Raw genomic sequence first — 13,775 nt, 5'->3', positions numbered from 1 at the left:
GTTTACCCGGAGAGGTGAAAGTTGCCGGAGGTGCCGTAGATGGCCAGCGAGATCAGCAGGGTCACCGTGACCACCGCGACCAGCGAGGCCCGCACCGCGTTGCCGACCGCGACGCCGACCCCGACCGGTCCGCCCGAGGCATGGAAGCCGTAATAGGTGTGGATCAGCATGACCGCCAGCGCCATGAAGATCGCCTGGGCGAACGACCAGAGGATGTCGCTCGGGATCAGGAAGGTGGAGAAGTAGTGGTCGTACACGCCCGCCGACTGCCCGTAGATGACCACCGTCGCGAACCGGCTGGCCAGGAACGACGCGATCACCGCGAGGGCGTACAGCGGCACGATCGCGATCATCCCGGCGAGCACCCTGGTGCCGACCAGATACGGCACCGGCCGGATCGCCATCGATTCCAGCGCGTCGATCTCCTCGGCCACCCGCATGGCGCCCAGCTGCGCGGTCGACCCGGCCCCGATGGTGGCGGCCAGTCCGATGCCGGAAATCACCGGCGCCGCGATGCGGACATTGATGAATGCCGCGAAGAAGCCGGTGAGCGCCTCGACACCGATATTGCCGAGCGAGCTGTAACCCTGCACGGCGATGGTGCCGCCCGCGAACAGGGTGAGGAAGCCGACGATCACCACGGTGCCGCCGATCACCGCCAAAGCACCGCTGCCCATGCTGATTTCGGCGATCAACCGAATGGTTTCGGTGCGATAGTGCGTCAAGGCACGCGGAATAGCCCCCAGGGCCTGTGCATAGAACACAGCATGTTTACCAACAGAATCGAGCGAGTCCGACATCCGACGCACTCGTCGCACGGTACGCGGGAAGCGGGATTCGATCACGAAGGCCATGCGGTCACCGCGCCGTGAACTTGATACCAACGGCGGTGACCACGACGTTCACCACGAACAAAGCCATAAACGCGAAGACAACGGTCTGATTCACCGCATCACCGACACTCTTGGGACCACCCTTGACATTCAGACCCAGATAACAGGCCACCAGCCCGGCGATCAGCCCGAACAATCCGGCCTTCACCTCCGAGATGACCAATTCGGGCAAATGGGTCAGCAGCGTGATGCCGTTGACGAAGGCGCCGGGGTTCACGTCCTGCAGAAAGACCGAGAACAGAAATCCGCCGACGATGCCGATGGTGCACACCAGGCTGTTGAGCATCAGCGCGACGAACATCGACGCGAGCACGCGCGGCACCACCAGCCGCTGCACCGGGTTGATGCCGAGCACCCGCATCGCGTCGATTTCCTCGCGAATCGTGCGGGCACCCAGGTCAGCGCAGATGGCGGTGGCGCCGGCCCCCGCGACGATCAGCACGGTGACGATCGGGCCGACCTGGGTGACCGCGCCGAAGGCCGCGCCCGCCCCGCTCAGGTCGGCCGCGCCGATCTCGCGCAACAGGATGTTCAGCGTGAAGCTCACCAGAACGGTGAATGGAATCGCGACCAACAGCGTCGGCACGATGGAAACGCGTGCGATGAACCAGGACTGGTCGATGAACTCGCGTCCTTGAAATGGTCTGCGCACACTGGAACGCGCGACTTCGGCCGTCAGTTCGAAGAACCCGCCGACCGCCCGCAATGGCACAGCAAGGACCTCGTTCATCTTTGAACCTCCTTGCTGAAATCTGCGCGTACTACTCACGGCACGATTCTTCACCGAGGCCGCACCGCCTCCACGATTAGAACACGTTCACTGCGTTGCCGGAAGATGTTTGCCACTTTTGAACTGCACTTTTTCTTTACATCGGCATGTGAATTTGGAACGAGTGTCAGGAGATAGATCCCACCTTTGTGAGGCGGCACACATCTCACACACCAATGTCTACCAAGTGCCCGACCCTTGATCAACAGTTGGACGGCCGATCAGCAGTTCATTGTCAGCGGGCCTTGCAGAAGTGGGTCCTCGCCGCGCATGTTTCGCGCGGCGGGACCGCATCGAACGAACTCAGCCTAGATCCATCAGGGCCGAAGCCGAGAATGTCTGCCCGGCAGGGCGTTCGGCGAAATAGCCGCCGAGGGTGGCGGCGAGATCATCGGCGGACCACTGCCCGCCGGTAGCGTCGAAGCGTTGCTCGACCACAGGGGCTGCCATGAGCGCCACCATCCCCCCGTAGACCACGAACAGCTGGCCACTCACCGTGTCGGCGGCGGGTGAAGCGAGGTAAGCGACCAGCCGGGCCACATGATCGGGCGAGAGCGGGTCCACCTCCCCCTCGGGCGCGGCGCTGAACACGGCCTCGGTCATCGCGGTCCGCGCACGCGGCGCGATCGCGTTGGCGCGCACGCCATACCGGGACAGCGCCCGCGCGGCCGACAGGGTCAGCGCGGTGATGCCCGCCTTGGCAGCACCATAGTTGGCCTGCCCCTCCGGACCGAGCAGGCCCGCCTCGGAGGAGGTGTTGATCAGTCTGCCGTAGATCGGCGCGCCTGCCGCCTTGGACTTGCCGCGCCAGTACGTTGCGGCGTTGCGGGACAACAGGAAATGACCGCGCAGGTGGACCGCGACAACGGCGTCGAAGTCCTCGTCGGACATGTTGAACAGCATCCGGTCCCTGGTGATGCCCGCGTTGTTCACCACGATGTCGACGCTGCCGAAGGCCTCGTCCGCGGTGCGGATCAACGCGTCCGCGGTCGCCCGTTCGGCAATGCTGCCCGCGACGAATTCGGCCTTGGCGCCGAGCGCGCGGATGTCGGACAGGGTGTCGGTGACCGCGTCGGACTCCGACAGGTCGTTGACCACGACCGAAGCGCCGGCCCCGGCCAGCGCGAGCGCCTCTGCCCGCCCCAGCCCAGCTCCGGCCCCCGTCACAATTGCCACCCGCCCAGCAAGACTCACATCATCACTCACGAGCCCGACCCTAGAACGTGTTCCATTCTATGGCAAGGGTCGGTCTCATTGCAGCCGCAGCGCCGCTTTCGGGCACTGCGCGACCGCGTCCTCGATGTCGGCCAAACGGTCCGCCGGAACGTCGGCCTCGAGGATGTGCAGCTGGTCCTCGTCATCGAGTTCGAACACGTCGGGGGCGATTCCGACGCAGATTCCGTTCGCTTCACACTGATCCAGATCGACGCTGACCTTCATGAGAACTCCTTTACCGCGATCCTTGCCGAAGCCTAACAAGCCGATGCCGCCGGACGTGGCGCCATCGACCCGATTCCCCCTCAATACTGGAACATGTTTCAGTCCATATGCAATGATCGGGTGAACCCACATCGACGAAGGCCTGAGGTATTTGCCATGCGCATTGCGTACACGCCGCAGCAGGAGGAGCTACGCGCGGAGCTGCGCGACTACTTCGCGCGACTCATCACCCCGGAGCGCCGGGCTGCGCTCAGCGCGCAGACCGGCGAGTACGGCCAGGGCAACGTGTACCGCGAGGTGGTGCAGGAGATGGGCCGCGACGGCTGGCTCACCCTGGCCTGGCCGAAGGAGTTCGGCGGCCAGGACCGGCCGACGATGGACCAGCTGATCTTCACCGACGAGGCGGCCATCGCGGGCGCGCCGGTGCCGTTCCTGACCATCAACTCGGTCGCGCCGACGATCATGCACTACGGCAGCGAGGAGCAGAAGCGCTTCTTCCTGCCCAAGATCGCGGCGGGCGAGCTGCACTTCGCCATCGGCTACTCCGAGCCCGGCGCGGGCACCGACCTGGCCAGCCTGCGCACCAACGCGGTGCGCGACGGCGACGACTACGTGATCAACGGCCAGAAGATGTGGACCAGCCTGATCGCCTACGCGGACTACGTCTGGCTCGCGGTGCGCACCGATCCGAATGCCAAGAAGCACAAGGGCATCAGCATGCTCATCGTGCCGACCACGGCCGAGGGCTTCTCCTGGACACCCGTGCACACCATGGCGGGGCCGGACACCAGCGCAACCTACTACCAGGACGTCCGGGTGCCCGCGAGCGCGCTGGTCGGCCAGGAAAACGGTGGCTGGTCGCTGATCACCAACCAGCTCAACCACGAGCGGGTCGCGTTGACCTCGGCCGGACCTTTGGGCCTGGCCGTGAGCCAGACCGTGGAATGGGCCCGCAACACCAAGGCGGCCAACGGTTCCCGCGTCATCGACCAGGAATGGGTGCAGCTCAACCTGGCGCGGGTGCACGCCAAGGTCGAATACCTGAAGCTGCTCAACTGGGAGATCGCCAGCCGGGCCGACGCGGGCGGCGACGCCGCGCCGCGCCAGTGGGACGCCTCCACCTGCAAGGTGTACGGCACCGAACTGGCCACCGAGGCGTACCGGCTGCTCATGGAAGTCCTCGGCCCGCAGGCATATCTGCGCCAGGACTCGCCCGGCGAGGCGTTGCGCGGACGGCTCGAGCGGATGCACCGGGCCGCGCTGATCCTGACCTTCGGCGGCGGCACCAACGAAGTGCAGCGCGACATCATCGCGATGACCGCCCTCAAGCAGCCCGCGTCGGCGCGCTGAGTCGGAAAGCAGGTAAGCAGAAATGGATTTCACTCCCACCGAAGCCCAGCTCGACCTGGGCAGGCTGACCGGCGAGGTATGCGGCAAGCTCGTCACGGCCGACCGGCTGCGCGAACTCGACACCGCGGCCGAGCGATTCGACGAGGCGCTCTGGAGTTCACTTGCCGAGACCGGTGTTCTCGCGGCGGCACTTCCGGAGTCCGTTGGTGGCAACGATTTCGGCGTGCTCGAGCAGACCGCCGTCCTGCGTGAGCTCGGCAAGTACGTCGCCGCGGTGCCGTACCTGTGGTCGATCGTGGTCGGTGCGGGCGCACTGGCGAAGTTCGGCGATGCGGCGCAACAGGATCGGGCGAGGCAGGCGGGTGCGGGGCAGGTGATCCTGACCGCCGCGCTCACCGAGGAGCACAACTGGGAACCCGCCCGGCCCACCACCACCGCCGTCGCGGCGGACGGTGGCTGGCGGCTCACCGGCGCCAAGATCACGGTGCCGTTCGCCAACCGGGCCGACCGAATCCTGGTCCCGGCCACGGTGTCCGGCGCCACTGCGGTATTCCTGGTCGATCCGGCGGCAGCCACGGTGACGGCGCAAGAGGTCGTCGACCGCACCCCCGAGTACGCCGTTGAACTCACCGATACCCCCGGCGAATTGATCGGCACCGTCGAGAACGGCGCCGAGATCCTCGACTGGCTGCTCACCCGCGCCTGGCTCGGACTCAGCGCCCTCCAACTCGGCACGCTCGAACGCGCACTCGACCTCGTCGCCGAATATGCCCGCGAGCGTGAGCAATTCGGCAAGGCCGTCGGCAGCTTCCAGGCCGTCGCCCAGCGCCTGGCCGACGCCTACATCGACGTCCAAGGCCTGCGCCTGGCGCTCACCCAGGCCGCCTGGCAGATCTCCGAAGACCTGCCCAGCGCGGCAGCCGTGCACACCGCCAAGTTCTGGGCCGCCGACGCGGGCCACCGGGTGGCGCACACCGTCGTGCACATCCACGGCGGCGTCGGCATCGACCGAGATCACATCGTGCACAACTACTTCACCGCCGCGAAGCACCACGAATTCGCCCTCGGCGGCGGCACCGACCACCTCCGCGCCCTCGGCGCGCTGTTGGCGGCTACCCCGTCCTGATCCGTCGCACTGGAACGCCCCGCCGGTCTCGGCGGGGCGTTCTTTTGTCTGTGCCGAACTCATTCGGGATGTGCCCTTCACCAGTTCCGTTGCAGGCAAAGCGATTTTGCGAGCGTCGAGCCTGCCCTCGGTCGACATCGACACCGATCCGAACGCTCACTCGCACCGAATATCGAGAGGTTCCACACGACACCGCGGTGCGCGCACCGTGCACCCCGACGATTCCGGAGGACGATATCCCCACCGTACGGTCCACCCTCGCTCGTATCTCGGTTGCAATCCTCGAAGTATTCGCCGTCTCGGGCACCGCTCCGGCAGCGACCGCGCATCCCGACATCGAGACCGAAGCGCCGAGTACCTGGCACGAGGCCGCGTCCCGGACCTCCGACTGCCGCGAGCCGGCCAGCGCTCAGGGCTTGGTCGAAGTCAGGTAGCGCTGGAGAGTCGGCGCGATGTCCGCGATGAGCTCGTCGCGGGTGAAGGCGACGACCGGGGGGATGCGCAGGATGTAGCGGCACAGGGCGATGCCGAGGAGCTGGGTGACGACGAGGGCGCTGCGGCGGGGGGCATCGGCGGGGTCGCCGAAGCGCAGGACTGCGGGGAGAACCTGCTGCGCGAAGACGTCGCGGAAGCGTTCGGTGACCGCTTCGTCGGTGATGGATGAGCGCAGCAGGGTCAGCAGCACTTCGTTGCCGGGGGGCTCCTCCCAGAGGGCGAGGAAGCGGCGGATCAGCAGTTCGCCGACGGCGTCCTGGTCGGCGGCGGCCAGGTCGGGTAGAGCGAGATCGATGTCGACCGCCGCGGCGAATAGACCGTCCTTGCTGCCGAAGTAGCGCATGACCATGGACGGGTCGATGGCGGCGTCCGCGGCGATGGCGCGGATGGTCGCCTTGCCGTAGCCCTCTGCGGCGAACCGGGCACGGGCCGCGTCGAGGATGGTCGCGCGGGTCGCGTCGGAGCGGCGCACAGGCTGCTGATCAGGCTCGATCTTCATGCCAACGAATGTAGGCCAACAACTGTTGACTTCGCAATGCGAGGCGCGCTACCGTTATGCCAACAGGCGTTGGCCTACAGATGTTGACCTCAGGAGTTCCGATGAACACCACCCAGAATCCGCTGCCGGACAGCACTTCCGTCGCGATCGTCGGCGCGGGCCCCGCCGGGCTGACCGCGGCGATCACCCTCGCGGACGCCGGCGTCGACTTCGTGCTGCTGGACCGTCTTGCCGAAGGCGCCAACACTTCTCGCGCCGCCGTCGTGCACGCCAGAACCCTCGAGGTGCTGCACGAACTCGGTATCGCCGAGGAGCTCATCGCCAAAGGTCTTGTGGTGCCGCGATTCACCGTGCACGACGGCTCGCGCACCCTGGCGACCATCCGATTCGACAACCTCCCCACGCAGTACCCCTTCACCCTGATGGCCCCGCAGGACATCACCGAGGCGGTACTGCTCGCCCGGCTGCGCAAGGCAGGCGGCGACGTCCACCGGCCGTACCAGGTCACCCGGGTCGCCGACGAAAACAACGGCGTCACCGTCGAATACACCGACGCGGCAGGCAGCACCGGCACCCTGCGCGCCGACTACGTCATCGGCGCCGACGGCATGCACAGCGTCGTCCGTGACCAGGCGGGCATCGCCTTCACCGGCGACACCTACCCCGCCTCCTTCGTGCTCGCCGACGTCCGAATGGACTGGCCGGTCGCCCGCGACGAAGTAGCGCTGCATCTTTCACCGGAGGGCGTCACCGTCGTCGCACCACTCCCCGACGAAGCCGAACCGAACCGGTACCGCGTAGTCGCCACCGTCGACGAGGCACCCGAACACCCCACCCGCGACGACGTCCAGGCCATCCTCGACACCCGCGGCCCCGGCGGCGACATCAAAGTCCGCGAGGTGCTGTGGAGTTCACGCTTCCGCGTCCACCACCGCGTGGCCGATCACTACCGGGCCGGCCGAATCTTCCTGGCGGGCGACGCCGCTCACGTGCACAGCCCCGCAGGCGGCCAGGGCATGAACACCGGTATCCAAGACGCCGCCACCCTCGGCCCGCTCCTCGCCCGCGCACTCAATGGTGAACCGGAAACACTGCTCAACACCTACGAAACCACCAGGCGCCCAATAGCACTCGACGTGGTCAGCTTCACCGACCGCATGACCCGTATGGGCACCCTGCGCTCCCCCTCGGCCCGCGCCGTCCGCAATCTGGCCATGTCCACCCTCACCACCATCCCCGCCGTCCGCAGCGGCCTCGCCTACCGACTGGCCGAACTCGCGAACCGCTGAAAGGCGCTACTGGATACTGGCTTTCGCCGAGCGGAAGTCCTCGTTGGTGAAGTCGACCTGACGCTGCGCATTCGACAGCGCGGTCACCACGCAGGTGCCGAAGGATCCGGTTCGGTCGAACAGGGTCGCGCTACCGACCGCGACACCGTCCGCGCTGATGTGACTGTCGGCCTCCACGCCGACCTCGGACCCCACCGGCTGCCGGGCCAGCGCCAGGGTCATATCCGTATTTATGAAGCCGACCCCGGCGCTGCCCCAGTTGGTCATCAGACTTGTCGCCTCGCCGATCACCACGGCACCGACGAAGGGTGAGGGTGTCTCACCCTCGACCACGCATAACGGCACCTGCCACATGCGCTTTCGACTGTCGTTCTGGTGCTCGGCAATGTCGCCCGACCAACCGTCGGCATGGGCATCACTGCCCCACAGCGGACGGGTAGGTTCCGTGGCGACCGGCACCGACGGCGGCTGCGGGACCTCCGCCCGCGTCCACAACTGCCCCGGCGGCTGCACCGATCGCTTGAGAAAGACGACCGTCGCCCTGGCGACGTCCACGCCGTCCTGCATCAGGGCGGCGTCGGCGACTCTGATCCGCTGACCGTCGCGAACCAGCTCGGTCACCACGGTCAGCGGTTTGGCCAGCGTCGGCCGGAACAGATCAACGGTCAGTCTGGCGGGCTGGAAGCCTGCCGAACAATGTTGCTGTTCCAGCGCTCTGGCCATCAGTCCACACACGGCGGGCCCATTGATCATCGTGGGCGACCAAGCGCTCGCGGCGAACGGCAACGGCTCGAAGCCGCGCTCGGTCGCCTCGAAATACCCGTAGCGGACAACCACTTTCGATTTCCCCCTGTTTCCGATGGTGCTACTTGCGGCTCGCCTCGGCGTGCTCGTCGGCGGCGCGCTCCTCGGTTTGCGATTTGGCCCAACGATAGTCGGGCTTGCCCGCCGGGGAGCGTTTGATCTCGTCGACGAACCACAGGCTGCGCGGCAGCTTGTAGGGCGCGATCTCCTTGGTGAGGAAAGGACGCAGATCATCGATGGTGGGACGGTTTTCGCCACGGCATTGCACTACCGCGACGACGCGCTGCCCCCAGCGTTCGTCGTCGACACCGACCACCAGGGCATCGAAGATCTCCGGGTGGGTCTTGAGCGCGCCCTCGACCTCTTCGGGGTAGATCTTCTCGCCGCCGCTGTTGATGCTGACCGAGCCGCGGCCGAGCATGGTGACCGTGCCGTCTTCCTCGACCCTGGCGTAGTCGCCGGGGATGGCGTAGCGAATCCCGTTGTACTCCTTGAACGTTGCGGCGGTCTTCGCCTCGTCCTTGTAGTAGCCGAGCGGAATGTGCCCGCGGCGGGCCAGGATGCCGACCTGCCCCGAGCCGGGCCGGACGGGATTGCCTTCCTCGTCGAGCACCTCGGTGGAGCCATCGATCTTCACCCGCGGCCCACCGGTGTGGTTGACGCCCTTGGCCACGATCGAGATGCCACCGAATCCCGTCTCCGAGGAGCCGATGGAATCGGAGATCATCCGGTTGGGCAGCAGCTCGAGGAACTGGTCCTTGATCGCGGGCGAGAACAGCGCCGCACTGCTGGCCATCACGTACAGGCTCGAAAGGTCATAGGGCTGACCGGTTTCCGGGTTGCCCTCGATCAGCGCGTCCAGCATCGGCCGCGCCATCGCGTCGCCGGTGATGAAGATCAGGTTGATCTTGTGCCGGTCGATCGCCTGCCACACCCCGTGCCCGCTGAACTCGGGCAGCATCACCGCTTTGCCACCGTCGAACAGACTGTGGAAGGTGGCCGTCTGCGAGCCGCCGTGGATCATCGGCGGAATCGGGAACCGGACCATGCTCGGATTGTTGGCGGCACCGACCTTGGACTGCTGCCATTCGTCCTCGATGGGCTCACCGGTGATGAAGTTGATGCCACCGCCGAGCACCCGCCACCAGTCCTCGTGCCGCCACATCACGCCTTTCGGCAGGCCGGTGGTGCCGCCGGTGTAGAGCATGAAGACGTCGTCCGGGGAACGCTCGCCGAAGTCCCGCTCGCCCGAGGAGGCCGCCAGCGCCGCCTCGTATTCGACCGAATCCGCTGCGGTCGCGACCGTGCCGGTCGTATCGTCGTCGACGACGAGCACCGTCCGCAGCAGCGGCGTATTCGGCCGGACCCCGGCCACTCGATCGGTGTAGCGGCGCTCGTGGATCAGCGCGACCATGTCCGAATTGTCGAAGATATATTGCAACTCGTTCTCGACGTATCGGAAGTTCACGTTGATCATCACTGCCCGTGCCTTGAAGACCGCGACCATCGCCTCGACGGCCTCGATCGTGTTGCGCGAGTAGATGCCCACCTTGTCGCCCGGTTTCACACCGTGTTCGAGCAGGTAGTGAGCCAACTTGTTGGCGCGCTCCTCCAGCTGTGCGTAGGTCACCTCGCGGCCGTCGTCAGCGAGCGCGACGCGGTCGGGCATCAGGTCGATGGAGTGTTCGACAAGGTCCGCTATGTTGTAGCTCACAAGCCTAAAAATAGAACGTGTTACCGTTCCTGGCAAGGCCGTGCGACTGCGTGCAGGTCGCTCGAAATGATCGGCTCGAAGGTCAGGAGATTCGCCAATGCCACATTGCCTCGTCGAGAAACGCGACCATGTCCTCATCGTGACGATGAATCGCCCCGAGGCGCGCAATGCGCTCTCGGCGGAAATGATGGCGATCATGCGCGACGCCTGGGACCAGGTGGACAGCGATCCGGACATCCGGGTGGCCATCCTGACCGGCGCGGGCGGCGCGTTCTGCGCCGGCGCCGACCTCAAGGCGATGACCACCCAGCACCCCGGCGATTCGTTCGCGGGCGGCGGCTGGGATCTGTCCAAGATCGAGGCGCTGCTCAAGGGTCGCAGGCTCAGCAAGCCGCTGATCGCCGCGGTCGAGGGCCCGGCCATCGCGGGCGGCACCGAGATCCTGCAGGGCACCGACATCCGGGTGGCCGGCGAAAGCGCGAAATTCGGTGTGTCCGAGGCGCGTTGGGGGCTGTTCCCGCTCGGCGGGTCCGCGGTGCGGCTGGTCCGTCAGATTCCGTACACCGTCGCCGCCGACATCCTGCTGACCGGCAGGCACGTCACCGCCGCCGAGGCCAAGGAGATCGGGCTGATCGGCCACGTGGTGCCCGACGGCAGCGCGCTGGACAAGGCACTCGAACTCGCCGCGCTGGTCGCCGCCAACGGTCCGCTCGCCGTGCAGGCCATCCTGCGCACCATCCGCGACACCGAGGGCATGCACGAGGAGGAGGCATTCCAGATCGACGCGAAACTCGGCACCGCCGTCTTCCGCTCGACCGACGCCAAGGAGGGCCCGAAGGCCTTCGCGGAGAAGCGCAAGCCGACTTTCACCGGCAGCTGAGAAAGCAACGCCCCCGGCACCATTCGGTACCGGGGGCGACCCCTCGCCGTGCTCAGCAGCCCGGGTAGTCCATCCAGAACGGCTCCCACTGGTGACCGTCCGGATCGAGGAAGGTGCGGCTGTACATGCCGACCTGCTCCTCCTGCGCCCGCTTGTCCTCGCTGATCTCCTCGGTACCGCCCGCGGCCAGTGCCGCCGCCGCGAGCGCGTCCACCTCCGCGACGCTGGTCAGCGCCAAACTGTAACTGGCACCGATGTTCTCGGTGGTGTCCGCGACCCGGCGCTTACTGAAGGTGGTGAAGAACTGTCTGGTCAGCAGCATCAGGCAGATGTTGTCGTCGATGACGATGCAGGCCGCGTTGTCGTCGCAGAATTCCTGGTTGACCTTCCAGCCGAGTGCCTCGTAGAAACCCTTCGCCCGGTTCAGTTCGGCGACGGGTAGGTTGAGGAAAATCATCCGGCTGGTCATGTCGGCACCTTTTCGTAGTCCGCCTGTTTAGTTGCGCACAAATAGAGACGAACCCCGGCTGCCGAACTCATCGCTCGCCCACACGATGTGACAGGCCGCACTGCGGCGAGCCCGGCGATGATCTTGATCGCGCTGGTGGCAGGCTTTTGGGTCTGGGATGTGTCGGTGGGCTGTGGCAGGGTGACACCCATGAACGACTTGTCCGGCTCGTCCGCCGGCCTCGCTCCCGACGTGCTCGAATCCTTCGAGAAGCACCGCCGGGAATTGTGCGCTTACGCCTACCGCATGCTCGGCTCCTCCTTCGAGGCCGAGGACGCCGTCCAGGAGACCTTCACCCGCGCGTGGAAGTCCTACGACTCCTTCGAAGGGCGCGCGAGCTTGCGCTCCTGGCTGTATCGGATCACCACCAACGTCTGCCTCGACATGCTCGACGGACCGCAGCGGCGCGCCAGGCCGATGGACCTGTCCGGACCGTCGCGACCGGATTCACCACTACCCGCGCCACAGCCGGATTACGTCTGGATCGAGCCGATCCCGAACGCCCTGGCCTTCGGCGCCGATCCGGCCGACCACGCCTCGGCCAAGGACACCCTGCGCCTGGCCTTCGTCGCGGCCTGTCAGCACCTGCCCGCCACCCAGCGCGCGATCCTGATCATGCGGGAGGTGCTGCGCTTCTCCGCCAACGAGACCGCCGAGGCCCTCACCATGTCCCCCGCGTCGGTCAACAGCGCGCTGCAACGCGCCCGCGCCACCATGTCGAAGGTGCAGCCCGCCGCCACCGACACCTACGACGAATCGAACGAGGATCAGCGCAAGCTGATCGACAACTTCGTCGAGGCGTTCGAGGCGTACGACATGGACGCCCTCACCACCCTGCTCAAAACCGATGTCTCCCTGTCCATGCCGCCACTCGAATTCTGGGTCTCCGGCCCCGCGAACGTGGCCGCATTCATGCTGGGCCACGGCAACGCCTGCCGCGACTCCCGCATGATCCGACTGGAAGGCGCCAACGGCGACCCCGCCTTCGGCCAGTACAAGCCGGGCGACGAGCCCGGCGTATGGATCCCCTGGTCGGTCATCGTCCTCGAACTCGACGCCAACGCCATCTCCGGCATGTGCTTCTTCCTCGACACGGAAAAACTGTTCCCCCTCTTCGGCCTGCCCCCGGAGCTGCGCGAATCGGTGTGAGGTTGGGCCGCCCCCGCCGAGAGGTTTGCAGGGAAGAGTGGGTGGTGATTTCTGGGGAGCTGCGGTCGTTTTCGGGATTCGCACCCCTTTGGGGTGCTCCGAGGGGTGCGAATCCCGGCGACCCACCGCGCCCAACCCCGGGCAGCAAACAGCCACACCCACTCTGCAAATCTGCACTCTCACTCGGGATCGGCACTGACTTTAGGGCCCTATTCCGAGTGCAGATCCCGAGTGAGGGTGCAGATTTAGTGCGATGCGGCCCGCCTACGTCGGACCCACAGAGCGTGCATACCCCTCACAACAGTTAGACACGCTGTGAGGGGTATGCACACTCTGTGAACCCCTCCGCACCAACGGGTTTCATCGCGTCGGAGCCAGCAGGGTGCAACCACGGCCAGGTAGAAACGCGAAGACCTATCCGTACACCGCTGTGTCTGAACCATCACGGGTTCGGGCTGCCTAAGCCGGTCCCTTACCCGACGGCTCACAGGGTATAAAGCCTTTGTGAAGGGTATGCACGCCCTGCGAAGCCCTCCGCACCAACAGGTTTCACCAGGACGGAGCTCTAAGAGAGTGGCCTTGCGGCTTGATCGCGCACCGAAACCGGCGCCGGGCATCTCGCGGGTTTGATCGGCCACCGAAACCGCCGCCGACCACCCCGCTCTTATCCAAAGCGCTTGTGACGCAACCACAGCCAGGTGACCACCTCGGAAACGCGACATCACGCACCTGACGCGCACCTAAAGCCGGGTACCCCACCTGACGTGCCCAGCACTACTCACAAGAAAACATGGGATCAGGTCTTCAGCTCTATGGACAGGTCATCGCCTGGAGTCCCTAAGAAGCACTTGCCCGGATA

13 protein-coding genes are annotated in these 13,775 nt (G+C 66.1%); 5 read left to right on the top strand and 8 right to left on the bottom strand.

Features of this window, described 5'->3' with window-relative positions; all coding sequences use genetic code 11:
- Positions 1 to 2: 2 nt before the first annotated feature.
- The 4 genes from ACFWF1_RS20825 to ACFWF1_RS20810 all read right to left on the bottom strand — a co-directional run bounded on the left by ACFWF1_RS20825 (position 3) and on the right by ACFWF1_RS20810 (position 3,102).
- Positions 3 to 854: an ABC transporter permease gene (locus ACFWF1_RS20825; protein WP_357379630.1), complete on the bottom strand. Its 852-nt coding sequence runs from the start codon at positions 852 to 854 to the stop codon at positions 3 to 5.
- Between the two features lie 4 nt (positions 855 to 858).
- Complete coding sequence (locus ACFWF1_RS20820) at positions 859 to 1,623, bottom strand: ABC transporter permease (RefSeq protein WP_150403813.1); 765 nt, start codon at positions 1,621 to 1,623, stop codon at positions 859 to 861.
- 342 nt (positions 1,624 to 1,965) lie between these two features.
- Positions 1,966 to 2,868, bottom strand: a complete 903-nt coding sequence (locus tag ACFWF1_RS20815; RefSeq protein WP_379282082.1) for a 3-oxoacyl-ACP reductase — start codon at positions 2,866 to 2,868, stop codon at positions 1,966 to 1,968.
- 45 nt (positions 2,869 to 2,913) lie between these two features.
- Positions 2,914 to 3,102, bottom strand: a complete 189-nt coding sequence (locus ACFWF1_RS20810; protein WP_379282081.1) for a ferredoxin — start codon at positions 3,100 to 3,102, stop codon at positions 2,914 to 2,916.
- Positions 3,103 to 3,258: 156 nt separating this feature from the next.
- Between ACFWF1_RS20810 and ACFWF1_RS20805 the strand changes: the two genes are divergently transcribed.
- Together ACFWF1_RS20805 and ACFWF1_RS20800 are read left to right on the top strand one after the other, a co-directional pair.
- A complete protein-coding gene (locus ACFWF1_RS20805; RefSeq protein ID WP_379282080.1) occupies positions 3,259 to 4,452 on the top strand; it encodes an acyl-CoA dehydrogenase family protein in 1,194 nt (397 codons plus the stop codon).
- Between the two features lie 22 nt (positions 4,453 to 4,474).
- Positions 4,475 to 5,578, top strand: a complete 1,104-nt coding sequence (locus ACFWF1_RS20800; protein ID WP_379282079.1) for an acyl-CoA dehydrogenase family protein — start codon at positions 4,475 to 4,477, stop codon at positions 5,576 to 5,578.
- Between the two features lie 409 nt (positions 5,579 to 5,987).
- On the opposite strand, the gene ACFWF1_RS20795 is transcribed toward ACFWF1_RS20800, so the two are convergent.
- Positions 5,988 to 6,572, bottom strand: coding sequence for a TetR family transcriptional regulator (locus tag ACFWF1_RS20795; RefSeq protein ID WP_379282078.1), 585 nt, complete (start codon positions 6,570 to 6,572; stop codon positions 5,988 to 5,990).
- A 101-nt stretch (positions 6,573 to 6,673) separates the two neighbouring features.
- On the opposite strand from ACFWF1_RS20795, the gene ACFWF1_RS20790 reads away from it, so the two are divergent.
- Positions 6,674 to 7,861: an FAD-dependent monooxygenase gene (locus ACFWF1_RS20790; RefSeq protein WP_379282077.1), complete on the top strand. Its 1,188-nt coding sequence runs from the start codon at positions 6,674 to 6,676 to the stop codon at positions 7,859 to 7,861.
- Between the two features lie 6 nt (positions 7,862 to 7,867).
- On the opposite strand, the gene ACFWF1_RS20785 is transcribed toward ACFWF1_RS20790, so the two are convergent.
- Positions 7,868 to 8,698 carry a thioesterase family protein gene (locus ACFWF1_RS20785; RefSeq protein WP_379282076.1) on the bottom strand — a complete coding sequence of 277 codons (831 nt, stop codon included), beginning with the start codon at positions 8,696 to 8,698 and terminating at the stop codon, positions 7,868 to 7,870.
- A gap of 28 nt (positions 8,699 to 8,726) precedes the next feature.
- The gene (locus tag ACFWF1_RS20780) at positions 8,727 to 10,379 is read right to left on the bottom strand and encodes an acyl-CoA synthetase (protein WP_379282075.1); all 1,653 of its coding nucleotides are present in this window, start codon (positions 10,377 to 10,379) and stop codon (positions 8,727 to 8,729) included.
- 97 nt (positions 10,380 to 10,476) lie between these two features.
- On the opposite strand from ACFWF1_RS20780, the gene ACFWF1_RS20775 reads away from it, so the two are divergent.
- Positions 10,477 to 11,259 (top strand): crotonase/enoyl-CoA hydratase family protein, encoded by a 783-nt coding sequence (locus ACFWF1_RS20775; RefSeq protein WP_379282074.1) that lies wholly within the window; start codon positions 10,477 to 10,479, stop codon positions 11,257 to 11,259.
- Positions 11,260 to 11,311: 52 nt separating this feature from the next.
- Here the strand turns inward: ACFWF1_RS20775 and ACFWF1_RS20770 are convergent, their stop codons facing one another.
- Positions 11,312 to 11,728, bottom strand: coding sequence for a VOC family protein (locus ACFWF1_RS20770; RefSeq protein WP_379282073.1), 417 nt, complete (start codon positions 11,726 to 11,728; stop codon positions 11,312 to 11,314).
- A 189-nt stretch (positions 11,729 to 11,917) separates the two neighbouring features.
- Here ACFWF1_RS20770 and ACFWF1_RS20765 point away from each other — a divergent pair, with 189 nt between their 5' ends.
- A complete protein-coding gene (locus ACFWF1_RS20765; RefSeq protein ID WP_379282072.1) occupies positions 11,918 to 12,916 on the top strand; it encodes a sigma-70 family RNA polymerase sigma factor in 999 nt (332 codons plus the stop codon).
- Positions 12,917 to 13,775 lie beyond the last annotated feature (859 nt).

Source organism: Nocardia sp. NPDC060255 (assembly GCF_042727395.1).
Taxonomy (GTDB): domain Bacteria; phylum Actinomycetota; class Actinomycetes; order Mycobacteriales; family Mycobacteriaceae; genus Nocardia.
This window is presented reverse-complemented; position numbering and strand designations above follow the sequence as displayed.

What these genes read in the sequence shown, in the direction of transcription:
- ACFWF1_RS20825 (WP_357379630.1), bottom strand. Translation starts at nt 854, where the DNA reads ATGGCCTTCGTGATCGAATCCCGCTTCCCGCGTACCGTGCGACGAGTG.
- ACFWF1_RS20820 (WP_150403813.1), bottom strand. Translation starts at nt 1,623, where the DNA reads ATGAACGAGGTCCTTGCTGTGCCATTGCGGGCGGTCGGCGGGTTCTTC.
- ACFWF1_RS20810 (WP_379282081.1), bottom strand. Translation starts at nt 3,102, where the DNA reads ATGAAGGTCAGCGTCGATCTGGATCAGTGTGAAGCGAACGGAATCTGC.
- ACFWF1_RS20805 (WP_379282080.1), top strand. Translation starts at nt 3,259, where the DNA reads ATGCGCATTGCGTACACGCCGCAGCAGGAGGAGCTACGCGCGGAGCTG.
- ACFWF1_RS20800 (WP_379282079.1), top strand. Translation starts at nt 4,475, where the DNA reads ATGGATTTCACTCCCACCGAAGCCCAGCTCGACCTGGGCAGGCTGACC.
- ACFWF1_RS20795 (WP_379282078.1), bottom strand. Translation starts at nt 6,572, where the DNA reads ATGAAGATCGAGCCTGATCAGCAGCCTGTGCGCCGCTCCGACGCGACC.
- ACFWF1_RS20790 (WP_379282077.1), top strand. Translation starts at nt 6,674, where the DNA reads ATGAACACCACCCAGAATCCGCTGCCGGACAGCACTTCCGTCGCGATC.
- ACFWF1_RS20775 (WP_379282074.1), top strand. Translation starts at nt 10,477, where the DNA reads ATGCCACATTGCCTCGTCGAGAAACGCGACCATGTCCTCATCGTGACG.
- ACFWF1_RS20770 (WP_379282073.1), bottom strand. Translation starts at nt 11,728, where the DNA reads ATGACCAGCCGGATGATTTTCCTCAACCTACCCGTCGCCGAACTGAAC.
- ACFWF1_RS20765 (WP_379282072.1), top strand. Translation starts at nt 11,918, where the DNA reads ATGAACGACTTGTCCGGCTCGTCCGCCGGCCTCGCTCCCGACGTGCTC.